The organism is Enterobacter cloacae complex sp. SHL020, from assembly GCF_049236945.1.
In the GTDB taxonomy this organism is placed as follows: domain Bacteria; phylum Pseudomonadota; class Gammaproteobacteria; order Enterobacterales; family Enterobacteriaceae; genus Enterobacter; species Enterobacter dykesii.
Window position 1 is genome coordinate 373,765 of the sequence record NZ_JBMKJF010000004.1, and the last position, 25,383, is coordinate 399,147.

Below are 25,383 nucleotides of genomic sequence, written 5' to 3' on the forward strand. Positions count from 1 at the left end.
ACGAGATGGTTTATGCCATCAGGCTGTGCACCGCGAGGTTAATGGCACCGCCGCCGACAATCAGCCAGATAAAGAGCACCAGCGCCATCAGCAGCGGTTTCGCCCCGGCTTTTTTCAGCGCGCTGACGTGTGTGGTCACCCCCAGCGCCGCCATGGCCATCGCCAGCAGCACGGTATCCAGCGTCACCAGCATATCCACCACCGCTTTCGGCAGCAGGTGGAATGAGTTGAAAATCGCCACCACGATAAACAGGATCGCAAACCACGGAATGGTGATTTTGCTTTTCTCGCCACCGCCTGCCGGTGCCAGCTGCTTAACCCGCGCGGCGAGGAAAATCAGGAACGGCGCCAGCATCATCACGCGCAGCATTTTGGCAATCACCGCCGCGTTTTCAGCTTCCGGGTTAATGGCATGTCCTGCCGCCACCACCTGGGCCACTTCGTGCATGGTCGAACCGATATAGATGCCGTAGGTTTCCGGGCTGAACCAGTGGGCAACCAGCGGATACATCGCCGGGTAGAGGAAGATCGCCAGCGTACCGAAGATCACCACCGTCGCCACTGCCACGGTTACCTTGCTGGCTTCGGCTTTAACAACGGGTTCCGTTGCCAGCACCGCCGCGGCCCCACAGATACTGCTCCCGGCACCGATCAGCCAGCTGGTCTGCTTATCCAGGCCAAAGACTTTCTGGCCGATAAAGCAGGCCAGCAAAAAGGTGCTGGTCAGGGTCAGGACGTCGATAGCGATTCCGCTGACACCCACATCCGCAATCTGCGAAAAGGTGAGACGGAAGCCGTAAAGGATAATGCCGAGACGCAATAAATGTTGTTTGGCGAAAATGACGCCCCCGTCGCAGGATTTCCAGATATGCGGGTAAACGGTATTTCCCACGACCATGCCGAGCAAAATGGCCAGCGTCAACGCGCTAAAACCGGCGCCCGCGATAGCCGGGATGCTGCCGCCCCATAGCGCGACGGCGGTTACTGCGGCGCTGAGCGCAAGACCCGGCACGAAGTGCCACACTGTACGATGATGTTGTAAGGTGATTTCTGACATAACCTTCTCCTTTGTCTGGCTAAAGGTTACGGCGCTCTGGCTTAAAAATAAAATTGATTATATACTTATAATCAATCTATATAAGTGGTAAGCAACCATGCACATTACATTGCGTCAGCTGGAAGTGTTTGCCGAGGTGCTGAAAAGCGGCTCTACGACCCAGGCGTCACAAATGCTGGCGCTCTCACAGTCTGCGGTCAGCGCGGCGTTGACCGATCTTGAAGGACAGCTGGGCGTTCAGCTTTTCGACAGGGTAGGGAAGCGTCTGGTGGTCAACGAGCACGGTCGTCTTCTTTATCCACGCGCGCTGGCGCTGCTGGAGCAGGCTATCGAAATCGAACAGCTGTTCCGCGAAGACAACGGCGCAATCCGCGTCTACGCCAGCAGCACCATTGGGAACTACATCCTGCCGGAAGTGATTGCCCGCTACCGCCGGGATTTCCCGACCCTGCCGCTGGAGATGAGCGTGGGTAACAGTCAGGACGTTATCAACGCGGTAATCGATTTCCGCGTGGATATCGGCCTCATCGAAGGGCCCTGTCATAACGTCGATATCATTGCCGAGCCCTGGCTGGAAGATGAGCTGGTAGTGTTTGCGTCCCCGGCCTCGTCGTTATTGCAGGGCGAGGTGACGCTGGAGCGGTTGGCGCAGGCGCAGTGGATCCTGCGCGAGCAGGGCTCCGGCACGCGTGAAATTGTCGATTATCTGCTGCTTTCCCATCTGCCGCATTTCCAGTTAGGGATGGAGCTTGGGAACTCTGAGGCTATCAAGCACGCGGTGCGTCATGGCCTGGGGATCAGCTGTCTTTCCCGGCGCGTTATTGCCGAACAGCTTGAGACGGGGTCTCTGGTGGAAATTCCCGTTCCGCTCCCGAAACTGGTGCGCACGCTATGGTGCATTCATCATCGTCAGAAACACCTTTCCAGCTCGCTGCAGCGTTTTCTGCGCTATTGCGAGATGTAATCTTCCCCTCATGCTGGCTCTCTCCCCACAGGGGAGAGGGAAAAATTATGCTTTACTTATAATCCTGGCCCAGTCATGAAGCTCTCTTATAACTGAGTATTTCTGCCGGAAGGAACGCGGATCGTCTGCTACAATCGCGCCTCATTTATTAAATGGACAGCATTTTCACATGGTTTCAGAAATTAAAACCACAGAAGCGCCCACGCTACGTCGTGAACTCAAGGCGCGTCACCTGACGATGATCGCCATTGGCGGCTCAATCGGTACAGGTCTTTTCGTTGCCTCTGGCGCAACGATTTCGGCAGCAGGCCCGGGTGGGGCACTTTTCTCTTATATCCTGATTGGCCTGATGGTGTACTTCCTGATGACCAGTCTCGGCGAACTGGCCGCGTACATGCCGGTATCCGGTTCGTTCTCGACCTACGGTCAAAAATACGTTGAAGAAGGTTTCGGCTTCGCGCTGGGCTGGAACTACTGGTACAACTGGGCGGTCACTATCGCCGTTGACCTTGTCGCCGCACAGCTGGTGATGAACTGGTGGTTCCCGGATACGCCGGGCTGGATCTGGAGCGCCCTGTTCCTGGCCGTCATCTTCCTGCTGAACTACATCTCCGTGCGCGGTTTCGGCGAAGCGGAATACTGGTTCTCTTTGATCAAAGTGGCAACCGTCATCATCTTTATCGTCGTCGGTGTGGCGATGATCGTTGGTATTTTCAAAGGCGCAGAACCTGCGGGCTGGAGTAACTGGGCGATAGGCGATGCGCCGTTTGCCGGTGGCCTTTCGGCGATGATTGGCGTGGCGATGATTGTCGGTTTCTCCTTCCAGGGGACCGAGCTGATTGGTATCGCCGCCGGTGAGTCAGAGAACCCGGAGAAAAATATTCCGCGCGCGGTCCGTCAGGTCTTCTGGCGTATCCTGCTGTTCTATGTGTTCGCGATCCTGATTATCAGTCTGATCATCCCGTACACCGATCCAAGCCTGCTGCGTAATGACGTAAAAGACATTAGCGTCAGCCCGTTCACGCTGGTCTTTCAGCACGCCGGCCTGCTTTCAGCCGCGGCGGTGATGAACGCCGTTATCCTGACCGCTGTGCTTTCAGCCGGTAACTCCGGGATGTACGCGTCCACCCGCATGCTCTACACGCTGGCATGCGACGGTAAAGCTCCGCGTATCTTTGCGAAGCTGTCCCGCGGCGGCGTACCGCGTAACGCGCTGTACGCCACAACGGTGATTGCCGGTCTGTGCTTCCTGACCTCCATGTTTGGCAACCAGACGGTGTACCTGTGGCTGCTTAACACGTCCGGGATGACGGGCTTTATTGCCTGGCTGGGCATTGCCATTAGCCACTACCGTTTCCGCCGCGGTTTCGTCAAACAGGGACACGATATTAACTCGCTGCCGTATCGCTCCGGCTTCTTCCCACTGGGTCCTATTTTCGCCTTCATTCTGTGCCTGATCATTACGCTGGGACAGAACTATGAAGCGTTCCTGGCGGACACCATTGACTGGGGCGCCGTGACGGCGACCTACATTGGTATTCCGCTGTTCCTCGTCATCTGGTTTGGCTACAAGCTGACGAAAGGAACACACTTCGTTCGCTACAGTGAAATGGAATTCCCGGAACGATTTAAACAATAACCGCACTTCCTCTCTTTTAACCCGCTCATTCGAGCGGGTTTTTTTATGCCCGCATCCTGAAACAAAGATATATTTCTTAACAATTTAATTGATAATAATTATCGTTTGCTTTATCGTTATCAAAAATAAGCGTGTCACCGACCCACCGCAGACGTGGGCGGCAAGGAAGACGCTGTGAGCAATGATGATTTGATTTAGTTGTATTTACCTCATGGAGATATGGAATGTTTAGGTTGAATCCCTTCGTCAGGGGAGGACTTTGTGCGTCCGCAATGTCCCTGGCCATGCCTGTTATCGCAGCGGAATCCGGCGACACAATGGTTGTCACGGCCTCCGCGACCGAGCAAAACCTGAAAGACGCGCCGGCAAGCATCAGCGTGATTACCCAGGAAGATTTGCAGCGCAAACCCGTTCAGAATCTGAAAGATGTGTTACGGGAGGTGCCGGGCGTTCAGCTCACGAGCGAAGGGGACAACCGTAAAGGGGTAAGTATTCGTGGACTGGACAGCAGCTATACGCTGATCCTGATCGACGGCAAGCGCGTTAACTCGCGTAACGCGGTATTCCGCCATAATGATTTCGACCTCAACTGGGTGCCGGTTGACGCCATCGAACGCATCGAAGTGGTGCGCGGGCCGATGTCTTCTCTTTACGGATCCGATGCGCTGGGCGGCGTAGTGAACATTATCACCAAAAAAATCGGCCAGAAATGGACGGGCACCCTGAGTGCCGATTCTACAATTCAGGAACACCGCGATCGTGGAGACACCTACAACGGTCAGTTCTATACCAGCGGCCCGCTGGTGGACGGCCTGCTGGGGCTGAAAGCCTACGGTAGCCTCGCGAAGCGTGAGAAAGACGGTCAGCAGAAATCCTCCACCACGGCGAGCGGTGAAACGCCGCGCATTGAGGGCTTCACCAGCCGCGATGCGAATGTGGAGTTCGCCTGGACACCGTCTGAAAATCACGACTTTACTGCGGGCTACGGTTTCGACCGTCAGGATCGCGACTCGGATTCCCTCGACAAAAACCGCCTTGAACGCCAGAACTACTCTCTCAGCCACAACGGGCGCTGGGGCGTCGGCAACAGCGAGCTGAAGGTTTACGGCGAAAAGGTGGATAACAAAAACCCCGGCAACAGCAATCCGATCACCTCCGAGAGCAACGCGGTGGACGGAAAATACGTGCTGCCGCTGGGCGAAATCAACCAGCTGCTGACCTTCGGCGGGGAATGGCGTCACGATAAGCTGAAAGATCCGGTCAACCTGACGGGCGGTTCCAGCAGCAGTACCTCGACAAGCCAGTATGCCCTCTTCCTTGAAGATGAATGGCGTCTCTTTGAACCTCTGGCGCTGACCACCGGCATCCGTATGGACGACCATGATACCTACGGCGATCACTGGAGTCCGCGAGCCTATCTGGTTTACAACGCGACCGATACCGTAACGGTGAAAGGGGGCTGGGCCACCGCGTTTAAAGCGCCGTCGCTGCTCCAGCTGAGCCCGGACTGGGTCACCGGCTCGTGTCGCGGTGCCTGTGAGATTGTCGGTAACCCGGATCTGAAACCGGAAACCAGCGAGAGCTTCGAATTCGGTCTTTACTACAGCGGGGAAGAGGGCTGGTTAGAGGGCGTGCAGGCCAGCGTCACCACCTTCCAGAATAATGTGGATGACCGCATCAGCATCAGCCGTACGGCCAATGCGAAACAGGCGCAGGGTTACCCTAACTACGTTGGCCTGAATGCGGACGGTGAACCGATTTTCCGCTACTACAACGTTAACAAGGCGCGTATCCGCGGTGTGGAGACCGAGCTGAAGCTCCCGCTGGCGGACGACTGGAAGCTCACCCTGAACTACACCTACAACGACGGTCGCGATATCAGCAACGGCGGCAACAAGCCGTTGTCCGATCTGCCGTTCCACACCGCCAACGGTACCGTTGACTGGAAGGCGACGCAGGACTGGTCGTTCTACGTTCAGGGCAACTACACCGGCGAGAAACGCGCGCTGACCAGCAGTGCAGCAACCCCGGGTGGCTATGTCATCTGGAATACCGGCGCCGCGTGGCAGGCGACGAAAAGCGTGAAGCTGCGCGCGGGCGTGCAGAACTTGCTGGACAAAGATCTGAGCCGCGACGATTACAGCTATACGGAAGACGGCCGTCGCTACTTTGTGGGCGTGGATTACAAGTTCTGATGCGGACAGGGTAAAAGCAAAACGGCAACGTAAGTTGCCGTTTTTAGCGTTTGTTCCCTCTCACTGTGGGAGAGGGCCAGGGTGAGGGCATCAGAGCGCTCGCACCCGCACTTACCCAAACAAATGCTCCGCATGGAAGCGGAGATGATCCTCAATAAAGGACGCGATGAAGTAATAGCTGTGGTCATACCCCGGCTGGATGCGCAGCGTCAGCGGCCAGTCTTTCTGGCGTGCCGCTTCGGCGAGCACCGCAGGCTGTAGCTGCCCGGCGAGGAACTGATCCGCATCGCCCTGATCGATAAGCATCGGGATCGCATTTGCTGAGTTGCTGGCCAGCATCAGCGCACAGCTGTCCCATTCCTGCCATTTCGCTTCATCTTCACCCAGATAGTTCGTGAAGGCTTTCTGCCCCCACGGCACCTGCGCTGGGTTCACAATTGGCGCAAATGCCGACACGCTGACGTATTTCCCCGGATTTTTTAGCGCCATGATGAGAGCCCCGTGTCCGCCCATGGAGTGTCCGCTGATGGCGCAGCGGTCGCTTACCGCAAACCCGGACTGAATCAGCGCGGGCAGCTCGTCGCGAATGTAGTCATACATGCGGTAGTGGCCAGCCCAGGGCTGCTCGGTCGCATTGAGATAAAACCCGGCGCCTTTGCCCAGGTCGTATCCTGCATCGTCGGCCACATCATCGCCACGCGGGCTGGTATCAGGCATCACCAGCGCAATGCCCAGCTCGGCGGCAAGTCGCTGCGCGCCCGCTTTGGTGGTGAAGTTTTCGTCGTTGCAGGTCAGGCCTGAAAGCCAGAACACAACCGGCGGATTTTCCGTCGGCGGCAGGAAAATGCTGAACGTCATCGCACAGTTCAGAACGGTGGAGTCATGCCGCCAGCGCTGCTGTCGACCTTCAAAACAACGGTGCTCTTCGAGCAGTTCCATGCAGGGCTCCTTAATGAGAATGCGTATTCATAAAAACCATAATACAGCCTTTTCATTGACCTGTGAGTAACTTTCACTTTCGCCAGACGGCGAGATGCTGCATCATAAATTTACTTTTCTTTAACAATTGGAGCGGTCATGGCGCTGCGTATTGCGCTCAGTGGGTTTGTCGTTCTGGTGGTAGCGATGGGGATAGGGCGCTTTGCCTTTACGCCTCAGGTGCCGCTGATGATTGCTGCCGGACAGCTTACGCTGACCAGCGCGGGTCTGGTGGCGGCGATGAATTATCTGGGCTATCTGGTGGGCGCATGGGATGCGATGCGCGCGCACCGCTTTGTTGAAACGCGCCTCTGGCTTGGCATCACCGGCGCGGTTGCGCTGACGCTGCTCTCCGCGGCGGCGGATAACGCCGTTGCGCACGGCCTGCTGCGCTTCGTGATTGGCTGCATGAGCGGCTGGTCGATGGTACTCGTTGCCGCCTGGACCAACGAACGGCTGGGGCAGCTGGGTAAACCGGGCCTGAGCGCCGCCGTGTTTGCCGGACCGGGGGCGGGCATTGCCCTGAGCGGGCTTCTCGCCGTCTATATCCATGCGAAATCCCTTTCGGCCAGTGCGGCATGGCAAATCTACGGCGTGCTGGCGCTGGTGCTGATTGCGCTGGTGGCGCGCTACCTGCCGCGATCCGGGCAGCTCCATCGCCCCGGCACCGCGCCGGAGCCGCTGGTGCTGACGGCGGATTTAAAGCGCCTGGTCTGGAGCTACAGCCTGGCCGGGTTTGGCTATATCCTCCCGGCGACATTCCTGTCGCAAATGGCGGCGGTGCGTTTTCCCGGCAGCCTGTTTGCCCAGTTTGTCTGGCCGATTTTTGGTCTCGCCGCCGTGGTGGGGATTGCGCTCAGTATCCTTTTACGACATACCTCAACGGCTAACCGCAGGCTGGCTATCGTACTGTGTTTACAGGGGGCTGGCGTGCTGGCGGCCTGGCTGCTGCCGGGGATTGGCGGTTTGCTGACGGGCGGGCTGCTGGTGGGCGGCGGCTTTTTGTGTGCCGTGCAGCTCTCTCTTTTATACGGCCGCGAGCTGGCGCCAAACCACACGCGCTATATGGCAGGCCTGCTCACCACCGGGTATGCGATTGGTCAATTAATTGGCCCGGTCACCTCGGCGTTATCAACCTGGCTTACCCACCGGCTGGAGCCCGCGCTGGGGCTGGCGGGCGTTGCGCTGTTCGTCGGCGGAGCGCTGGTCTGGAATCGTCACGCTGAAAGGCAACAGCAATTGCAATAATTATCGTCGTGAATACTGGATTATGTGCGCCGCCTCACGCACAATGAGCGCATACTTTTGCCACAACGAGGGCAAAAGACGCCACACCTGCAGGAGAACAAAATGTCATCACTCAGTAAAGAAGCTGCCCTGGTCCATGAAGCCCTGGTTGCGCGCGGTCTTGAAACGCCACTGCGTCCGCCCGTACAGGATTTGGACAATGAAACCCGCAAGCGTCTGATTGCCGGTCATATGACCGAGATCATGGAGCTGCTGAATCTCGATCTGAGTGACGACAGTCTGATGGAGACGCCGCACCGCATCGCGAAAATGTACGTCGACGAAATTTTCTCCGGGCTGGATTACGCCAACTTCCCGAAAATCACCGTCATTGAAAACAAGATGAAAGTGGACGAGATGGTGACGGTACGCGATATCACGCTGACCAGCACCTGCGAACACCACTTCGTGACCATCGACGGTAAAGCGACCGTGGCGTATATCCCAAAAGATACGGTAATTGGCCTGTCGAAGATCAACCGCATCGTACAGTTCTTTGCTCAGCGTCCGCAGGTGCAGGAGCGTCTGACGCAGCAGATCCTGACCGCGCTGCAAACGCTGCTGGGTACCAGTAACGTGGCCGTCTCTATCGACGCGGTTCACTACTGCGTGAAGGCGCGCGGCGTGCGTGATGCGACCAGTGCAACGACCACCACGTCGCTGGGCGGCCTGTTTAAATCGAGCCAGAATACCCGCCAGGAGTTCCTGCGCGCCGTACGTCACCACAACTAAGTCTTACAGGGCAGGAACCATGGAGCGAAACGTCACGCTCGATTTTGTTCGCGGCGTCGCCATTCTCGGTATCCTGCTGCTTAATATCAGCGCCTTCGGTCTGCCGAAGGCGGCTTATCTCAATCCTGCCTGGTATGGCGACATCACCCTCAGCGATGCCTGGACCTGGGCTGTCCTCGATCTCTTCGCGCAGGTTAAATTCCTCACGCTCTTTGCCCTGCTGTTTGGCGCAGGTCTGCAACTCCTTCTCAAACGCGGTACGCGCTGGATCCAGTCGCGCCTGACGCTGCTGGTTCTCCTCGGCTTTATCCACGGCCTGTTCTTCTGGGACGGCGATATTCTTCTCGCGTATGGGTTAGTCGGGCTCATTTGCTGGCGTCTGATTCGCGATGCGCACAGCGTAAAAAGCCTGTTTAACACCGGCGTGATGCTCTATGTCATGGGGCTTGCTGTATTGCTGCTGCTGGGGATGATCTCCGGCGAGGCGACAAACCGTTCCTGGATCCCGGATGCCGCTAACCTGCAGTACGAACAGTACTGGAAGCTGAAGGGCGGTACGGAAGCGATAAGCAACCGCGCGGATATGCTGGGGGATAACCTCCTTGCGCTGGGGGCGCAATACGGCTGGCAGCTGGCGGGCATGATGCTGATGGGGGCGTCACTGATGCGCACCGGCTGGCTGAAAGGGGAGTTCAGCCTGCGTCACTATCGACGAACGGGTGTCGGGCTGGTGCTGATCGGCGTGCTGATTAACCTTCCGGCGATAATCACGCAGTGGCACATCCACTGGGATTACCGCTGGTGCGCGTTCCTGCTCCAGGTGCCGCGCGAACTGAGTGCGCCGTTCCAGACCATCGGCTACGCGGCGCTGATCTATGGCTTCTGGCCAACGCTTTCCCGCCTGTGGATCGTCAGCGCTATCGCCTGCATGGGCCGCATGGCGTTGAGCAATTACCTCCTGCAAACGCTTCTCTGCACCACGCTGTTCTACCGTTTTGGCCTATTTATGAAATTCGACCGCCTCACGCTGCTGGCGTTTGTTATTCCGGTCTGGGTAGTAAACCTGGCGTTTTCTGTGCTCTGGCTACGCTATTTCCGCCAGGGACCGCTGGAGTGGGTGTGGCGTCATTTAACCGCACGTGCTTCAGGGGTATCATTGAAAAACACATCCAGATAACGATCTGGATCACAATCATTAACAAAACGGATGTAAGCGTTTTCATGAGTGTGAGCTTCTTCACGTAGTCCCCTTTCTCTCGCTGCCAAAATAGCCACCTTGCTAAACACAGGGGGTGTCTGTGAGTTGCTGCAATCCTTTGAAGGATGGTGAATATGATCACCATTCGTGACGTCGCCCGTCAGGCGGGCGTTTCTGTGGCTACCGTCTCACGCGTGCTGAACAATAGCGCGCTGGTCAGCCCTGAAACCCGTGAAACCGTAATGAAAGCCGTGACCCAGCTCGGGTATCGGCCAAATGCCAATGCCCAGGCGCTTGCGACGCAGGTCAGCGACACCATTGGCGTGGTGGTGATGGATGTATCGGATGCCTTTTTCGGCGCGCTGGTCAAAGCGGTCGACGTGGTCGCCCAGCAGCATCAGAAATATGTCCTGATCGGCAATAGCTATCATGAGGCGGAAAAGGAGCGCCATGCCATCGAAGTGCTGATCCGCCAGCGCTGTAACGCCTTGATTGTCCACTCAAAAGCCTTGAGCGATGAAGAGCTAACCGGCTTTATGGATCAGATCCCGGGCATGGTGCTGATCAACCGCATTGTCCCCGGCTATGCCCATCGCTGCGTCGGGCTGGATAACGTCAGCGGCGCCATGATGGCGACGAAAATGCTCATCAACAACGGGCATCAGCGGATCGGTTATCTGGCCTCCAGTCATCATATTGAAGATGACGACCTGCGGCGCGAGGGGTGGCAAAACGCCCTGAAAGAGCATGGCATTACGCCGTCAGAAAGCTGGACGGGCACCGGTACGCCGGACATGCAGGGCGGCGAGGCGGCAATGGTGGAGCTGCTGGGGCGCAACCTGCAGCTTACTGCGGTGTTTGCCTATAACGACAGCATGGCGGCAGGGGCCCTGACGGCGCTGAAAGATAACGGCATTGCGGTGCCACAGCATTTATCACTCATTGGTTTTGATGATATCCCGATTGCCCGTTACACCGACCCGCAGCTGACAACGGTGCGTTACCCCATTGCCTCTATGGCGAAACTGGCGACTGAGCTGGCGTTACAGGGGGCGGCAGGGCTGCTGGATCCGGGCGCAACGCACTGTTTCATGCCGACTTTAGTGCGTCGGCACTCCGTAGCGGCCCGGCAAATTGTGGTTCCGATCACTAACTGATTACATGAGCTGATGTAACCGTTTTCAATCTGTGAGTAAATTCACAGTATCTTAACAAGGCGCTGACTATGATGTCAGCGTTTTAGGAGCTGAAACGCTATGTAACGGTGATTATTCACTTTCACTATAGCCAACGTGCTGCAAACAACGAATAAAACGCATTTCTGGAGCGTTACCGAACACGGAAGATAGAAATTTTATAAGTGAACTTCGGCTGTCAGTAACGTTTTATTAACACCTGCCCGCCGATCGTTATTCACAAGAACTACCCTGCATAAAAAAAACCGGAGATACCATGAATAAGAAGGTGTTGACCCTGTCTGCCGTAATGGCAAGCATGCTTTTTGGTGCAGCAGCGCACGCTGCGGATACCCGTATTGGTGTGACCATCTATAAATACGACGACAACTTCATGTCTGTTGTGCGTAAAGCGATTGAGAAAGATGCGAAAGCAGCGCCAGACGTTCAGCTGCTGATGAACGACTCCCAGAACGACCAGTCCAAACAGAACGACCAGATCGACGTTCTGCTGGCGAAAGGCGTGAAAGCCCTGGCCATCAACCTGGTTGACCCGGCTGCAGCAGGCACGGTTATTGAAAAAGCGCGCGGCCAGAACGTGCCAATCGTCTTCTTCAACAAAGAACCTTCCCGTAAGGCGCTGGATAGCTACGACAAAGCGTATTACGTCGGTACCGACTCCAAAGAGTCCGGTATTATTCAGGGCGATCTGATCGCCAAACACTGGGCGGCGAACCCGAACTGGGATCTGAACAAAGACGGTCAGATTCAGTTCGTGCTGCTGAAAGGCGAACCAGGCCATCCGGATGCTGAAGCCCGTACCACCTACGTTATCAAAGAGCTGAACGACAAGGGTCTGAAAACCCAGCAGCTGGCGTTAGATACCGCGATGTGGGATACCGCTCAGGCGAAAGATAAGATGGACGCGTGGCTGTCCGGCCCTAACGCGAACAAAATCGAAGTGGTTATCGCGAACAACGATGCGATGGCAATGGGTGCGGTAGAAGCGCTGAAAGCACACAACAAATCCTCCATTCCTGTGTTCGGCGTAGATGCACTGCCAGAAGCGCTGGCGCTGGTTAAATCCGGTGCGATGGCCGGTACCGTTCTGAACGATGCCAACAACCAGGCGAAAGCGACCTTCGATCTGGCGAAAAACCTGGCCGATGGCAAAGGCGCGGCTGATGGCACCAGCTGGAAAATTGAAAACAAAATCGTTCGCGTACCTTACGTGGGCGTAGACCAGTCCAACCTGGCTGAGTTTATCGGTAAATAAGTTAGCGGTACTGTCTCCACTGGGCGCAATTCGTTGCGCCCTTTTATAACGCGATATGCGAGGCCAACAAGGTATAATTATGGTCAGCACAAATACTCAGTCATCCGGTGAATACCTGTTGGAAATGAGCGGTATCAACAAGTCATTTCCCGGCGTTAAGGCACTCGATAATGTTAATTTAAAAGTTCGTCCTCACTCTATTCATGCCCTGATGGGGGAGAACGGTGCGGGTAAATCAACATTATTAAAATGTCTTTTTGGGATCTATCAAAAAGATTCTGGCAGCATTCTTTTTCAGGGGAAAGAGATCGATTTCCATTCAGCGAAAGAAGCACTGGAAAACGGTATCTCGATGGTTCACCAGGAATTAAACCTGGTGCTGCAGCGTTCAGTCATGGATAACATGTGGTTGGGGCGTTATCCAACCAAGGGTGTCTTTGTCGATCAGGACAAAATGTATCGCGACACCAAAGCGATTTTTGACGAGCTGGATATTGATATCGATCCGCGCGCTCGCGTGGGAACATTATCCGTCTCCCAGATGCAGATGATCGAAATCGCCAAAGCGTTCTCCTACGATGCGAAAATTGTCATCATGGACGAACCGACATCGTCATTAACGGAAAAAGAGGTTAATCACCTTTTTACCATTATTCGTAAGCTCAAAGATCGCGGCTGCGGCATCGTATATATTTCCCACAAAATGGAAGAAATCTTCCAGCTGTGCGATGAGATTACCATCCTGCGCGACGGTCAGTGGATTGCCACGCAGCCGCTGGAAGGGCTGGACATGGACAAGATCATCGCCATGATGGTGGGTCGTTCCCTGAACCAGCGCTTCCCGGACAAAGAAAACAAGCCGGGCGAAGTGATCCTGGAAGTGCGCAATCTGACCTCGTTACGTCAGCCGTCTATTCGTGATGTCTCCTTCGACCTGCACAAGGGCGAAATCCTGGGGATTGCCGGTCTGGTCGGCGCAAAACGTACCGATATCGTGGAAACCCTGTTCGGTATCCGTGAGAAAGCCGAAGGCACTATTACGCTGCACGGTAAGAAAATTAACAACCACAACGCCAACGAAGCCATTAATAATGGTTTTGCGCTGGTGACGGAAGAGCGTCGTTCGACCGGTATTTATGCCTATCTGGATATTAACTTTAACTCGTTAATTTCTAACATTCGCAATTACAAAAACAAAGTCGGACTGCTGGATAACTCCCGCATGAAGAGCGATACCCAATGGGTTATTGACTCCATGCGCGTGAAAACGCCGGGACACCGCACCCAAATTGGTTCGCTGTCAGGCGGTAACCAGCAGAAAGTCATTATCGGACGTTGGTTATTAACCCAGCCAGAAATTCTGATGCTGGATGAACCGACCCGCGGTATTGACGTCGGCGCGAAGTTTGAAATTTATCAGCTGATTGCCGAGCTGGCGAAAAAGAATAAAGGGATCATTATTATTTCTTCCGAAATGCCGGAATTGTTAGGGATCACGGATCGTATTCTGGTTATGAGCAATGGTCTCGTTGCCGGTATTGTTGACACCAAAACGACAACGCAAAACGAAATTTTGCGTCTTGCGTCTTTGCACCTTTAAGATCAGGGGCTCCTCATGAGTGCGTTAAATAAAAAAAGTTTTCTCACTTACCTGAAAGAAGGCGGTATTTACGTTGTTCTTTTAGTACTGCTGGCTATCATCATTTTCCAGGACCCTACGTTCTTAAGCCTGCTGAACCTGAGTAATATTCTGACCCAGTCCTCCGTGCGTATTATCATTGCGCTGGGCGTGGCGGGCCTGATCGTGACCCAGGGGACGGACCTTTCTGCCGGTCGCCAGGTGGGTCTGGCGGCGGTTATCGCGGCAACCCTGCTGCAGTCGATGGAAAACGCCAACAAGGTCTTCCCGGAAATGGCCACCATGCCGATTTTCGTGGTGATCCTGATTGTCTGCGCCATCGGTGCGGTGATTGGTCTGATCAACGGTATCATTATCGCCTACCTGAACGTGACGCCGTTTATCACCACCCTGGGTACGATGATCATCGTTTACGGTATCAACTCCCTGTACTACGACTTCGTGGGTGCTTCGCCAATCTCGGGCTTTGACAGCGGCTTCTCGACCTTTACGCAAGGGTTCATCGCGCTGGGCAGCTTCCGCCTGTCTTATATCACCTTCTATGCGCTGATTGCGGTGGCCTTCGTCTGGATCCTGTGGAACAAAACGCGCTTTGGTAAAAACATCTTCGCCATCGGCGGTAACCCTGAAGCGGCGAAAGTCTCCGGCGTAAACGTTGCCCTGAACCTGCTGATGATTTATGCGCTGTCCGGTGTGTTCTACGCCTTCGGCGGGATGCTGGAAGCGGGCCGTATCGGCTCTGCCACCAACAACCTTGGCTTCATGTACGAGCTGGATGCGATCGCAGCCTGCGTGGTGGGCGGCGTCTCCTTCAGCGGCGGCGTGGGTACGGTGCTGGGCGTGGTGACCGGTGTGATCATCTTCACCGTCATCAACTACGGCTTGACCTATATCGGCGTGAACCCTTACTGGCAGTACATCATCAAAGGCGCCATCATTATCTTCGCGGTCGCGCTGGATTCACTGAAGTACGCGCGTAAGAAGTAATTGCTCCTCGCGTTATCCGGCCCGCTCACCGAGCGGGCTTTTTTATGCCCTACGCCAGATGCGACTCCTCTCGGGTCACAATGCGCTCAAACCAGTCGAGTTCAGACAGCTTGCAGGCGACCCACTGTTCGGAAAAGGCGTCGCCCAGGCTGTCGGTGAGATATTGACAGCGGGCAAAGGTCTCAATCGCCTCCTGCTGAAACAGCGGCAGCTCGGGTTGATCGTGCTGCGGTTCGGGCAAATCCTGCTCGTCGGTGTTTTCCAGCCCGTAAAGCATGCCGGTCAGGATCGTGGCCGCCACCAGATACGGATTGGCATCGGCCCCGGCCAGCCGGTACTCGATACGACGGTTGCGGTCATCCGAGCAGGGAATACGCAATGCGGCGGAGCGGGTGTTATAGCCCCAGGAGTTAAAGACGGGCTCCGTCAGGTTTTTACGCAGGCGACGAAACGCGTTAACGCCCGGCGCAAGAATGGCGACAGAGGCGGGCATCAGCGCCAGCTGCCCCGCGATGCACAAACGCATCATGCTGTTAAGCGCGTTCTCAGGTGAAGCAAAGACGTTTTCGCCGTGACGATTGTTCAGGCTGAAATGGAAGTGCAAACCGCTGCCGGACAGCTGGCTGAAAGGCTTAGCCATAAAGTTGGCCTGCAGGCCGTGCTTTTCGGCGACGTAACGGGTCAGGCGACGAAGCGCCAGCACGTTATCGCAGACCTCAACGACGCGATGGCTGTGCTTCAGGTTTAATTCGTACTGACCGGACTCGGCTTCCGCCACGATCCCGCACAGCGGGATGCGCTGAAGGTGCGCCAGCTGTTCCAGCTCGTCAAACAGTGCCGCATGGGCCGTCGTAGTATCCATATGAAAGCAGCCCTGATTTTGCGGATCCCGATCGTCATGCCCCGTCAGATAGAACTCGATTTCCGGGGCAATCACCGGGAAGAGGCCATGCTGGTGGAAGCGGGCCAGCACGTTCTGCAGTATCACGCGCGGCTCAAGCGGGCAGGGGGTGTCGTCGCTGTCTTTCATCGTCAGCAGGATCTGCGCGTTATGCTGCGGATCCTGCGGGCAGGGGCGCAGGGAGCCGGCGACAGGAACGCAGAGTCGGTCCGGTTCATCGTGAAGCGGGGCGGCGATTTTTCCTTTCTGATCCATCGAGTAGACGGAAAGGGGAAAATAACAGCCTTTTTCCAGGCTCAGCATGCTCTCCACCGACAGACGCTTGCCGCGCATCGTGCCGTTGATATCGTTCAGGTAAACGTCTACATGTTTCGTCTGCGGGTAACGTTCCAGATAATCTGCCACTTCCACTGAAATGTTGTGCTGCAGGGCGTCAATTTTTTCATCAAGCCAGAGACCGGAATTGAGTGCGCCGGGAAGTGATAAACCGGGAAAGTTAAAATACGGACGGAGACTTTTGAGGAAAAACGCATTCATTATTGAGTTCATAGTCATTCTTCAATGAAGCCGTAGCGGCAGTGAACTCAGCTTAAAAGAGCCGACGTAAAGGGGGGATAAAAAGCGTCAGGCCCGGCGTAAAGAAAGTATAAAGGCGGCCCTGTTATTTCTCTTTTTTCTGCATATCCAGCAGCTGCTCGGGCGTGACGGCCGGGTAACCCTGCGCGTCTTCCGGCACTTCGTGCATCGCCGGAATGGGCACCAGCGGGCCTAAAAAGCGCGGTTCGCGTTTGAAGATATACAGATCTGCCAGGGCACCAAAACGCGCGCCGAACTCGCGGACGCGCACGCTCAGCATATCTTTTGGCGACGGCACCGCGTAACACTGCGCCTGAATGCCCATATGCAGGGCGATAAACAGCGCGCGCTCGCAGTGGAAGCGCTGGGTAATGATGATGAAGTCGTTGGTGTCGAAGACTTTGCGCGTGCGCACGATCGAGTCCAGGGTGCGGAACCCGGCGTAATCGAGCACGATATCTGCAGGATCCACGCCCGCAGCAATCAGATCCTTCCGCATCGTCACCGGTTCATTGTAGCTTTGCAGTGCGTTATCGCCGCTCAGCAGCAGGTAGTTCACCTTGCCGCTGTTGTAGGCGTTCAGCGCGCCCTGAATGCGGTAACGGTAATACTGGTTGATGACGCCGGTGCGGTAATACTTGGCGGTGCCGAGCACCACGCCGACCTGACGATAGGGCAGGTCCTGCAGGTCATCAAAGATGTAGGGGGCGGTTTTCCAGCTCATCCAGCGGTCGAGACCGAGCACGATCAACAGCAGTATGCCGACCAGGACAGACAGGCTGTAAAAAACGCGCTTTAACATGGAGATGGCTCGTTCGTGGATGAAATTTAACTCAGGCTACTTTACCCGCCTGGTTAGCGCAAGAAACAGCAGCTCAACTGAGGGGTTTTTCAGCAAACGGGCAGGCATTTCTGCCCGCCGGAAGGATTACGCCAGCAGTACGCGGTCAATCGTCGTGCAGCCTAACGCTTTGAGCGTTGCGGCAGTGGCATCCCACTGGATCAGCGGCGCATCGGCTTTTTCTGCCAGAATGGCGCGCTGAATGTCAGGATAATCATAGCCGTTCAGGCTCAGCAGGTTGAGTGCGCCCTGCAGCGGCGGCAGCGTTGGGTTAAACGCGGCGTTTTCCGCATAGCTGCCGCTAAAGATTCGGCCATCACGGCACTGCAGCGCCACGCCGCTCGGCGACTTGCTGTATGGCGTGTGGCTTTTATTCGCCGCCCGAATGGCCGCCTGGCTCAGGTCATCGCCGGACAGGGCGTAACCGTGGTCCTGATCGTCCATCAGCAGCGTTTTGATCTCCAGATCTTTCGGGCCAAAGGCGTCAGGCAGATAATCGCCCAGCGTGTACGGCGCGCGGCCTGGCAGATTGATGCGCAGCTGCAGCCCGCTGTTCAGCTCGTTCATAAACTGGCGGCAGTGCCCGCAGGGGGTGTAGTTCACGGTAATCGCGCTCAGGGCTTTTTCACCGCGCAGCCAGGCGTGGCTGATGGCGCTCTGCTCGGCGTGAACCGTTTGCTGCATGGTTGCGCCCAGGAACTCCATGTTGCCGCCGAAGTACCAGGTGCCGCTGACGCCGCGCGCAATGGCCCCGACGTTAAAGTGGGAGAGATCGGCCCGCGCGCAGGCGGCAGCCAGAGGAAGCAGTGCGAAAGCCAGCGCGTCTTCGTCCAGTCCCGTTGCCTGTTTCAGCATCGTGACCTGCTCCGCGGTCAGCAGGGCGGGGAAGTGCGCATCTGCCAGAACGGGAGCAAGGGCTGACTGCAAATTCTCTGCAAGCTGGGCGAAAGCAGCTTGAAAACGTGGGTGCATGGCGTTTGCCTCATAAAGGTTAATGGATCGGTAGTTTACGGAGCCGTCAGGGCTTTATATGTGATCCACTTCTCATTATGTATGCAACTTATGAAATCAAAATGAAATTTGCGCGACGCATCGCAAATTTTAGCCTATCACCGCCAGAATCAGCGGGAAAATGAACGGGGCCAGCAGGGAGGTGATAATCCCGCAGATCACCAGCGCCAAGGAGCTAAAAGCTCCTTCCTGATAATCCAGCTCCGCGCAGCGGGCAGTGCCCAGGGCGTGGGAAGCGGTTCCCATCGACAGTCCCCGTGCCGCTTTAGTGTGAATACGCATCCCGTTCAGCAGGGTGTGACCAAACACCGCACCGAGAATACCGACGAAAATGACGCACATCGCGCTGATGGCCGGAATACCGCCGAGGCTGCCGCCAACCGCCATCGCGATAGGCGTGGTCACCGATTTAGGCAGGATAGAGGCGGCAATCTGCGGCGAGGCCCCCATCAACAGCGCTACCGACGTGCCGGTGATCATCGCCACCAGGCTGCCCACAAAACAGATGGTAATGATGGATTTCCAGCGGGCGCGGATCTGGTGCAGCTGTTCATATAAAGGAAAGGCGAGCGCCACAACCGCAGGCTGCAGCAGGTCGTTTAAGATTTTGCTGCCGGCAAAGTAGCGTTCGTAAGGAATGCCGGTGAGCAGCAGGAACGGAATAATCACCACCATTGCCACCAGCAGCGGGTTCAGCAACGGCATTTTGAAACGTGCGGCAAGCTTGCGCGCGGCGAAGAATACCGCCAGGGTTAACGGCAGCGACCACCAGATATTGGCCATCATTTTTTTGTTTTCTCCCCGACCACGTTACGTTCGCCATGCACCAGATGCGAACTCCAGCTCACCACCAGGAAAACCACCAGCGTACTGACCGCGCAGGAGACCACAATCGGGCCGAACTGGGCCTTGAGCAAATCAAAATACTGCATAACCCCGACGCCGATAGGCACGAAAAGCAGCGCCATATAGCGAATAAGGACGAAGCAGCCGGGATTGACCCATTTTGCGGGCAGGATTTGCAGCGCCAGCAAAACAAAGAGGATCAGCATGCCGATAATGCTGCCGGGAATGACAATCGGCAGCAGCGACGCGATGAAAATCCCGGCATACAGGCAGGCGTATATCAGGACGAATGCGCGCAGATATTGCCAGATAATGTTCAATGATTTGCTCATGGTGATAGTCCTTGCTGAAACGCATTCATCATACAATTAAACTCAAAAATGTGCCACGGATCACATCATGAAATTTGAGCATACCAGACATTCCAGAATGGAAAGTCGCGCTTTCCACATACATACAGAGCAGATACTATAGCGCGTCTTTTTTCACAGGTACTGCTATGCGTGTTTTACTGGCCCCAATGGAAGGCGTGCTCGACTCCCTCGTGCGCGAGCTTCTGACCGAGGTGAACGATTACGATCTCTGCGTGACGGAATTTCTGCGCGTGGTCGATATGTTGTTGCCGGTAAAATCCTTCTTCCGCCTGTGCCCCGAGCTGCACAACCAGAGCCGGACCTCTTCCGGTACGCTGGTGCGTATCCAGCTGCTCGGCCAGTATCCCGAATGGCTGGCGGAGAACGCCGCCCGCGCGGTTGAGCTGGGCTCTTACGGGGTGGATCTCAACTGCGGCTGTCCGTCGAAGCTGGTTAACGGCAGCGGCGGCGGGGCGACCCTGTTGAAAGATCCTGAGCTGATTTACCGCGGCGCGAAAGCCATGCGTGAGGCCGTGCCTTCGCATTTGCCGGTGACGGTGAAGGTGCGCCTGGGGTGGGACAGCGACGCGCGGCAGTTTGAAATCGCCGATGCGGTGCAGCAGGCCGGGGCCACCGAGCTGGTGGTACATGGCCGCACTAAAGAGGACGGCTACAAAGCCGAGCGCATTAACTGGCAGGCGATCGGTGAGATCCGCAAGCGCCTCACCATTCCGGTCATCGCCAACGGTGAAATCTGGGATTACGAGAGCGCGCAGGCCTGTCTGAAGGCCACCGGCTGCGATGCGGTGATGATCGGTCGCGGCGCCCTGAATGTGCCGAACCTCAGCCGGGTGGTGAAATATAACGAGCCGCGAATGCCGTGGGCAGACGTCGTTACGCTGCTGCAAAAATACAGCCGACTGGAAAAGCAGGGCGATACCGGTTTGTATCACGTCGCGCGAATTAAACAGTGGCTGAGTTATTTACGCAAAGAGTACGATGAAGCGCTGGGGTTATTTCAGGAGATTCGGACATTACAGACTTCGTCTGATATTGCCCGGGTGATTCAGTCAAAATAATAAGCGTTAAATTGCTCACACTTTTTTAAAGCAGAAAACAGTTCTGGTTTTCAACGTGGCGCGACGGTGTTAAGGTGCCACTGTTTTTAACGCAGGATTGTTACTGGCTAACAGGCAAAACCTAAGCGTTTCACAGCATTTTCGCTGTGGAGCGCTTAGGTTTTTTTTTGCCTCTCGTTTACTCAGGAGAGAAATTTGGCTTAGCGCTTTTTACTGATTTTAAAAAATGAAATATCGACAGGAAATAGAAAAATTTCCTGCGGCCGGTTACGCACAAAATACTCAATCACAGGTTGTTATCATGGCATATAAAAATAAACTCTATGCGCTCGCCTTATTGACGATATCCCCGCTGTCGGTGGCGCAGGACTGGAACGGAACGGTATTAGGCTTTGAAGCTCCTCCGGAGCCTGTTCTGGGCGAAATGCTCGGCATACGTAAAATCCTCAACGATAACGGTTTTACCTGGAATCTCGGATATCTGAATGAAATTGGCTGGAACGGAGGCGGTGGCTATAACCACGACTCCCACGTGGCCTATATTGACCAGTTTGCGCTGACCTTCAACCAGGACCTGGAGCGCTGGACCGGTATCCCGGACGCGCGTATCGAAGGGAACATCGTCAACCGTAACCACAATTACGACCTCACCACCAAACGCGTGCAGGACCCGCGCGTTAACTTTAACGATCTGACCCAGGAGAGCTGGGGCGGACAGTCCATTACCCGCCTGGGCTGGCTGACCTTTGCCCGCAGCTTTGACGACCGGCGTCTGACCTGGCGCATCGGGATGATGAACAAGGTGCAGACCTTCGATCAAATCATCCCCTGTGATTTCCAGCTGCTTTCGCAGTGCGGCGGCAAGTCAGCCAACTCGCTGACGTGGAACAACTGGAACGTTCACACCTGGGGCACCACGCTTGCGTATAAATTAACGCCGACGCTGACCTTAAAAGGTGGCGTGATGGAGCAAAATCCCGAGGCCTCCAGCCGCAGCCACGCCTGGAGCTGGTCGACGAAGGGCAGCAAAGGGGTTTTACTGCCGGTTGAAATCGAAGCGCGCCCGCTGATTAACGGCCTGCCGGGCGCGTACAACCTGGGCGTGGTGTTTACCAACGCGCCGCAAACCGATCTCTATCGCGGCAAATCCGGCGGTGCGGGGGCGACGGACCCGAACGGCTTTGATACCCACAGCCGGACCTGGTTCATGTACGCCGGGCTGAACCAGCAGCTTACGCAGCATCAGGATGATCCGAATCGCGGGTTGAGCACCTCTTTCAGCATGAGCCTTGCAGATCAAAGCACTAACTACATGCACCAGGTTTACGCCGCCTCGCTGCGCTACCGCGGGCTGTTTGACGCGCGACCGGAAGACTGGATTGGCTTCGGGCTAACCTGGATTGATATGAGCAGCCAGTACGCCCGCAACCAACGTTACCTAAACAGCGTGAGCGGCGTTAGCGATTACAACAATCCGGCATATCACCCGGTGCCGGGCCATTCCCTGAACGGCGAGTTTTACTACCGTTTTCGTCCCGTGCCGTGGCTTGAGCTGCAGCCGGGCATTCAGTACTGGCACCATCCTGGCGGCGTCAGTCGCACCCAGGATGCCTGGGTTACCGAGCTGAAAACTGTGGTGAGCTTCTGATATCACCGTTGCAATGTCGATCCGCGTCACGTTTCTGACGCGTGATGCATTGAGGCTATGAATGAAACTGATAGAGTGCCAGAACTGGATTGTTACTGCTTAGGCAGGCAAAACCTGATTTTCTGGCATCTGCCGGAGGTCAGGTTTTTTTGTTTCTGGGGTTCAGATGAAAATCGCCAAGATACTCAATAATAATGTGGTGGTTGTTCAGGATGAGCGCGGGCGCGAACAGGTGGTGATGGGCCGTGGGCTGGCCTTTCAGAAGCGCGTCGGTGAAGCGCTGGATACCGCGTTGGTTGAAAAGGTGTTTGCGTTACAAAGTGATGAGCTGGTGCGTCGACTCGGGGAGTTGCTGAGTCAAATTCCGCTGGAGGTAATGACCACCTGCGACCGCATCATCGGGCTGGCGGCGCAGCGGCTGGGCAAGCTGCAGGAGAGTTTGTATATCACCCTCACCGACCACTGCTACTTTGCGATTGAGCGGCAGAAGAACGGGCTGGCCATCAAAAACGTGCTGCTGTGGGATATTAAACGGCTGTATCCGAAGGAGTTCGAATTAGGGCAGGATGCGCGGGCCATTATCGCCAGACGCCTTAACGTCGAACTGGAGGAGGATGAGGCCGGGTTTATCGCGCTGCATCTGGTCACCGCGCAGCTGAACAGCGAAATGCCGGAAGTGATGCACGTGACGCGGGTGATGCAGGAGATCCTGCAGCTGGTGAAGTATCAGCTGCAGCTTGAGTACGATGAAGACTCGCTCAGCTATCAGCGTTTTGTCACGCATCTGAAGTTTTTTGCCCAGAGGATGCTGACCCGCACCGTGGTGGAAGATGACGACGTCTCGCTGCATACGGCGGTAAAAGACAACTACGCGAAGGCGTGGAAATGCGCCGAGAAAATCGCTCAGCACCTGAACAAAAGCTATCAGCGTGAGCTGACGACCGAAGAAATTATGTTCCTCGCCATTCATATCGAGCGGGTGAGAAAAGAGGGGCGTTAAGCCTCAAAACAGGATTGTTACTGCATCAAGCAGGCAAAACCTGAGCGCGGCCTTCGTAAGAAGGACGTTCTCGGGTTTTTTTATTTTTTGTACTCAGTCAACAGGTGCCTGCAGGCATCGGATGTAAGGAAATCGAGATGGAATACCAGGCTTTAGCGAAGGATATTCTCGGCCACGTTGGCGGAAAAGAGAACATCGTCAGTCTTGTGCACTGCGCCACCCGGCTTCGCTTCAAACTGAAAGAGAATCAACGAGCGGATGCGGAAGGGCTGAAGAAAAACCCGGGCGTCATCATGGTGGTCGAAAGCGGCGGCCAGTTTCAGGTAGTGATTGGCAACCACGTCCACGACGTCTGGCAGGCGGTGCGCAATGAGGCAGGCCTTACCGATGACGCTCCCGTCTTGGAAGAGAAGGGCGAAAAAGGGAATCTGCTGGGCCGCCTGATTGACATCGTCTCCGGGATCTTCACCCCGTTTATCGGCATTCTGGCCGCGTCCGGTATTCTGAAAGGGCTGCTGGCGCTGGCGGTGGTGTGCGGCTGGCTTACCATCGAAAGCGGCACCTATAAAATCTGGTTCGCCGCCAGCGACGCGCTGTTCTTCTTCTTCCCGCTGGTGCTGGGCTATACCGCCGGGAAAAAATTCGGCGGCAACCCGTTTATTACCATGGTGATCGGCGGGGCGCTCACCCATCCGATGATGATTGCGGCGTTTAACGCCAGCCAGCAGCCGGGCGCGGTATCGGACGCCTTTTTGGGCATTCCTGTCACCTGGTTTAACTACAGCTCGTCGGTGATCCCGATTATTCTCGCCGCGTGGGTGAGCTGCTGGCTGGAAAAACAGAGCACCAGGCTGCTGCCGTCCTCGATGAAAAACTTCTTCGCGCCGCTGATCTGTCTGGGCGTGACCGTGCCGCTGACTTTCCTCGTTATCGGGCCGCTGGCGACCTGGCTGAGCCAGATGCTGGCGAACGGCTATCAGAGTATTTACGTTCTGGCACCGTGGCTGGCGGGCGCGGCGATGGGCGCGCTGTGGCAGGTCTGCGTTATTTTTGGCCTGCACTGGGGGCTGGTGCCGCTGATGATTAACAACCTGGCGGTGCTGGGGCATGACTCCATGCTGCCGATGCTGTTGCCCGCGGTATTTGGTCAGGTAGGGGCCGCGCTGGGGATCTTTCTGCGTACCCGCGATGCCCGTCAGAAAATGCTGGCGGGTTCATCGGTGACGGCAGGGATATTTGGTATTACCGAGCCGGCCGTTTATGGCGTAAACCTGCCGCTGCGCCGCCCGTTTATTTTTGGCTGCGTGGCGGGGGCAATCGGCGGGGCGATTGTCGGCTTCAGCGACACCCACGTTTACTCCTTCGGCTTCGCCAATATCTTTACCATCGCCCAGATGATTCCGCCGGGTGGGGTAAACGCCACGCTGTGGGGCGGCGTGATCGGCACCGCTGTAGCGCTGGTGCTGAGCTGTGGCCTGACGCTGGTGGCCGGTATGCCGGGACGCGCAGCGCCCGAGGCGGTTGCGCCAGCGGGTGAAAACGATGTGCTGGCACCGATGACCGGCACCGTTCTGGCCCTCGACCAGGTGCCGGATACCACGTTTGCCAGCGGCCTGCTGGGCAGCGGTGCCGCGATTATTCCCTCGGATAACAAAGTGGTGGCCCCGTTTGCCGGCGTGGTGGCCTCGCTGTTTCAGACCAAACACGCCATCGGCCTGCTCAGCAACGGCGGGATTGAAGTGTTGATCCACGTGGGGATCGACACCGTAAAACTCGATGGTAAACCGTTTACCGCCCACGTGAAGGTGGGCGACAGGGTACAGCCCGGCGATCTGCTGCTGGAGTTTGACCGACAGGCGATTATCGATGCCGGATACGACCTGGCGACGCCGATCATTATCAGTAACAGCGATGAGTATCGTGACGTGGTGACCGTGGCGGCAACGTCTGTCAATGCCGGTGCGCCATTACTCAGCGTAAGTCATCAATAACAGGAGAACG

Annotated in this window: 20 protein-coding genes and 1 pseudogene; 14 read left to right on the forward strand and 7 right to left on the reverse strand. The window is 56.0% G+C overall.

Annotated features, from left to right (window positions below):
• Positions 1-10: 10 nt before the first annotated feature.
• Entirely contained in the window at positions 11-1,057 is a 1,047-nt protein-coding gene (locus ACOTZB_RS13295) for a YeiH family protein (RefSeq protein WP_193806157.1), read from the reverse strand.
• Positions 1,058-1,154: 97 nt separating this feature from the next.
• On the opposite strand from ACOTZB_RS13295, the gene yieE reads away from it, so the two are divergent.
• From yieE to cirA, 3 genes are all read left to right on the forward strand, one after another.
• Positions 1,155-2,021, forward strand: a complete 867-nt coding sequence (yieE, locus tag ACOTZB_RS13300) for a DNA-binding transcriptional regulator YeiE (RefSeq protein WP_024908171.1) — start codon at positions 1,155-1,157, stop codon at positions 2,019-2,021.
• A gap of 169 nt (positions 2,022-2,190) precedes the next feature.
• A complete protein-coding gene (locus ACOTZB_RS13305) occupies positions 2,191-3,660 on the forward strand; it encodes an amino acid permease (RefSeq protein ID WP_047652522.1) in 1,470 nt (489 codons plus the stop codon).
• A 224-nt stretch (positions 3,661-3,884) separates the two neighbouring features.
• On the forward strand, positions 3,885-5,855 hold the full coding sequence (gene cirA / locus ACOTZB_RS13310; RefSeq protein ID WP_421627365.1) for a catecholate siderophore receptor CirA: 1,971 nt from the start codon (positions 3,885-3,887) through the stop codon (positions 5,853-5,855).
• A gap of 111 nt (positions 5,856-5,966) precedes the next feature.
• Here the strand turns inward: cirA and fghA are convergent, their stop codons facing one another.
• Positions 5,967-6,794 (reverse strand): S-formylglutathione hydrolase, encoded by an 828-nt coding sequence (fghA, locus tag ACOTZB_RS13315; protein ID WP_421627366.1) that lies wholly within the window; start codon positions 6,792-6,794, stop codon positions 5,967-5,969.
• A gap of 138 nt (positions 6,795-6,932) precedes the next feature.
• Here fghA and ACOTZB_RS13320 point away from each other — a divergent pair, with 138 nt between their 5' ends.
• The 7 genes from ACOTZB_RS13320 (at position 6,933) to mglC (ending at position 15,127) form a co-directional block, all read left to right on the forward strand.
• Complete coding sequence (locus ACOTZB_RS13320) at positions 6,933-8,081, forward strand: YbfB/YjiJ family MFS transporter (RefSeq protein WP_421627367.1); 1,149 nt, start codon at positions 6,933-6,935, stop codon at positions 8,079-8,081.
• Between the two features lie 102 nt (positions 8,082-8,183).
• A complete protein-coding gene (folE, locus tag ACOTZB_RS13325; protein ID WP_047652518.1) occupies positions 8,184-8,852 on the forward strand; it encodes a GTP cyclohydrolase I FolE in 669 nt (222 codons plus the stop codon).
• Between the two features lie 19 nt (positions 8,853-8,871).
• Complete coding sequence (yeiB, locus tag ACOTZB_RS13330; RefSeq protein WP_421627368.1) at positions 8,872-10,029, forward strand: DUF418 domain-containing protein YeiB; 1,158 nt, start codon at positions 8,872-8,874, stop codon at positions 10,027-10,029.
• A 155-nt stretch (positions 10,030-10,184) separates the two neighbouring features.
• Positions 10,185-11,207, forward strand: a complete 1,023-nt coding sequence (gene galS / locus ACOTZB_RS13335) for an HTH-type transcriptional regulator GalS (RefSeq protein ID WP_029740403.1) — start codon at positions 10,185-10,187, stop codon at positions 11,205-11,207.
• Positions 11,208-11,502: 295 nt separating this feature from the next.
• Positions 11,503-12,501: a galactose/glucose ABC transporter substrate-binding protein MglB gene (mglB, locus tag ACOTZB_RS13340; protein WP_023312468.1), complete on the forward strand. Its 999-nt coding sequence runs from the start codon at positions 11,503-11,505 to the stop codon at positions 12,499-12,501.
• 79 nt (positions 12,502-12,580) lie between these two features.
• The gene (gene mglA / locus ACOTZB_RS13345; RefSeq protein ID WP_023312467.1) at positions 12,581-14,101 is read left to right on the forward strand and encodes a galactose/methyl galactoside ABC transporter ATP-binding protein MglA; all 1,521 of its coding nucleotides are present in this window, start codon (positions 12,581-12,583) and stop codon (positions 14,099-14,101) included.
• Between the two features lie 15 nt (positions 14,102-14,116).
• Positions 14,117-15,127, forward strand: a complete 1,011-nt coding sequence (mglC, locus tag ACOTZB_RS13350; protein ID WP_013097952.1) for a galactose/methyl galactoside ABC transporter permease MglC — start codon at positions 14,117-14,119, stop codon at positions 15,125-15,127.
• 49 nt (positions 15,128-15,176) lie between these two features.
• On the opposite strand, the gene ACOTZB_RS13355 is transcribed toward mglC, so the two are convergent.
• The 5 genes from ACOTZB_RS13355 to ACOTZB_RS13375 form a co-directional block, all read right to left on the reverse strand.
• The gene (locus tag ACOTZB_RS13355; protein WP_421627448.1) at positions 15,177-16,565 is read right to left on the reverse strand and encodes a glutamine synthetase family protein; all 1,389 of its coding nucleotides are present in this window, start codon (positions 16,563-16,565) and stop codon (positions 15,177-15,179) included.
• A 124-nt stretch (positions 16,566-16,689) separates the two neighbouring features.
• Complete coding sequence (gene sanA, locus ACOTZB_RS13360) at positions 16,690-17,406, reverse strand: outer membrane permeability protein SanA (protein ID WP_008500918.1); 717 nt, start codon at positions 17,404-17,406, stop codon at positions 16,690-16,692.
• A 126-nt stretch (positions 17,407-17,532) separates the two neighbouring features.
• The gene (gene cdd, locus ACOTZB_RS13365) at positions 17,533-18,417 is read right to left on the reverse strand and encodes a cytidine deaminase (protein WP_421627370.1); all 885 of its coding nucleotides are present in this window, start codon (positions 18,415-18,417) and stop codon (positions 17,533-17,535) included.
• Between the two features lie 129 nt (positions 18,418-18,546).
• On the reverse strand, positions 18,547-19,242 hold the full coding sequence (locus tag ACOTZB_RS13370; RefSeq protein ID WP_248237889.1) for a CidB/LrgB family autolysis modulator: 696 nt from the start codon (positions 19,240-19,242) through the stop codon (positions 18,547-18,549).
• Entirely contained in the window at positions 19,239-19,634 is a 396-nt protein-coding gene (locus ACOTZB_RS13375) for a CidA/LrgA family protein (protein WP_023312463.1), read from the reverse strand. The genes ACOTZB_RS13370 and ACOTZB_RS13375 overlap by 4 nt, the downstream gene beginning before the upstream one ends.
• A gap of 167 nt (positions 19,635-19,801) precedes the next feature.
• Here ACOTZB_RS13375 and dusC point away from each other — a divergent pair, with 167 nt between their 5' ends.
• From dusC to bglF, 4 genes and pseudogenes are all read left to right on the forward strand, one after another.
• Positions 19,802-20,734: a tRNA dihydrouridine(16) synthase DusC gene (gene dusC / locus ACOTZB_RS13380; RefSeq protein ID WP_045888710.1), complete on the forward strand. Its 933-nt coding sequence runs from the start codon at positions 19,802-19,804 to the stop codon at positions 20,732-20,734.
• Positions 20,735-21,035: 301 nt separating this feature from the next.
• Positions 21,036-22,382 carry a carbohydrate porin gene (locus ACOTZB_RS13385; RefSeq protein ID WP_421627371.1) on the forward strand — a complete coding sequence of 449 codons (1,347 nt, stop codon included), beginning with the start codon at positions 21,036-21,038 and terminating at the stop codon, positions 22,380-22,382.
• Positions 22,383-22,548: 166 nt separating this feature from the next.
• A complete protein-coding gene (gene licT, locus ACOTZB_RS13390) occupies positions 22,549-23,382 on the forward strand; it encodes a BglG family transcription antiterminator LicT (RefSeq protein ID WP_421627373.1) in 834 nt (277 codons plus the stop codon).
• Between the two features lie 24 nt (positions 23,383-23,406).
• Positions 23,407-25,373 (forward strand): annotated as a pseudogene (bglF, locus tag ACOTZB_RS13395) (PTS beta-glucoside transporter subunit IIABC).
• Positions 25,374-25,383 lie beyond the last annotated feature (10 nt).

Coding starts and splice junctions, on each gene's coding strand:
- ACOTZB_RS13295 (WP_193806157.1), bottom strand. CDS start 1,057: ATGTCAGAAATCACCTTACAACATCATCGTACAGTGTGGCACTTCGTG.
- yieE (WP_024908171.1), top strand. CDS start 1,155: ATGCACATTACATTGCGTCAGCTGGAAGTGTTTGCCGAGGTGCTGAAA.
- ACOTZB_RS13305 (WP_047652522.1), top strand. CDS start 2,191: ATGGTTTCAGAAATTAAAACCACAGAAGCGCCCACGCTACGTCGTGAA.
- cirA (WP_421627365.1), top strand. CDS start 3,885: ATGTTTAGGTTGAATCCCTTCGTCAGGGGAGGACTTTGTGCGTCCGCA.
- fghA (WP_421627366.1), bottom strand. CDS start 6,794: ATGGAACTGCTCGAAGAGCACCGTTGTTTTGAAGGTCGACAGCAGCGC.
- ACOTZB_RS13320 (WP_421627367.1), top strand. CDS start 6,933: ATGGCGCTGCGTATTGCGCTCAGTGGGTTTGTCGTTCTGGTGGTAGCG.
- folE (WP_047652518.1), top strand. CDS start 8,184: ATGTCATCACTCAGTAAAGAAGCTGCCCTGGTCCATGAAGCCCTGGTT.
- yeiB (WP_421627368.1), top strand. CDS start 8,872: ATGGAGCGAAACGTCACGCTCGATTTTGTTCGCGGCGTCGCCATTCTC.
- galS (WP_029740403.1), top strand. CDS start 10,185: ATGATCACCATTCGTGACGTCGCCCGTCAGGCGGGCGTTTCTGTGGCT.
- mglB (WP_023312468.1), top strand. CDS start 11,503: ATGAATAAGAAGGTGTTGACCCTGTCTGCCGTAATGGCAAGCATGCTT.
- mglA (WP_023312467.1), top strand. CDS start 12,581: ATGGTCAGCACAAATACTCAGTCATCCGGTGAATACCTGTTGGAAATG.
- mglC (WP_013097952.1), top strand. CDS start 14,117: ATGAGTGCGTTAAATAAAAAAAGTTTTCTCACTTACCTGAAAGAAGGC.
- ACOTZB_RS13355 (WP_421627448.1), bottom strand. CDS start 16,565: ATGAATGCGTTTTTCCTCAAAAGTCTCCGTCCGTATTTTAACTTTCCC.
- sanA (WP_008500918.1), bottom strand. CDS start 17,406: ATGTTAAAGCGCGTTTTTTACAGCCTGTCTGTCCTGGTCGGCATACTG.
- cdd (WP_421627370.1), bottom strand. CDS start 18,417: ATGCACCCACGTTTTCAAGCTGCTTTCGCCCAGCTTGCAGAGAATTTG.
- ACOTZB_RS13370 (WP_248237889.1), bottom strand. CDS start 19,242: ATGATGGCCAATATCTGGTGGTCGCTGCCGTTAACCCTGGCGGTATTC.
- ACOTZB_RS13375 (WP_023312463.1), bottom strand. CDS start 19,634: ATGAGCAAATCATTGAACATTATCTGGCAATATCTGCGCGCATTCGTC.
- dusC (WP_045888710.1), top strand. CDS start 19,802: ATGCGTGTTTTACTGGCCCCAATGGAAGGCGTGCTCGACTCCCTCGTG.
- ACOTZB_RS13385 (WP_421627371.1), top strand. CDS start 21,036: ATGGCATATAAAAATAAACTCTATGCGCTCGCCTTATTGACGATATCC.
- licT (WP_421627373.1), top strand. CDS start 22,549: ATGAAAATCGCCAAGATACTCAATAATAATGTGGTGGTTGTTCAGGAT.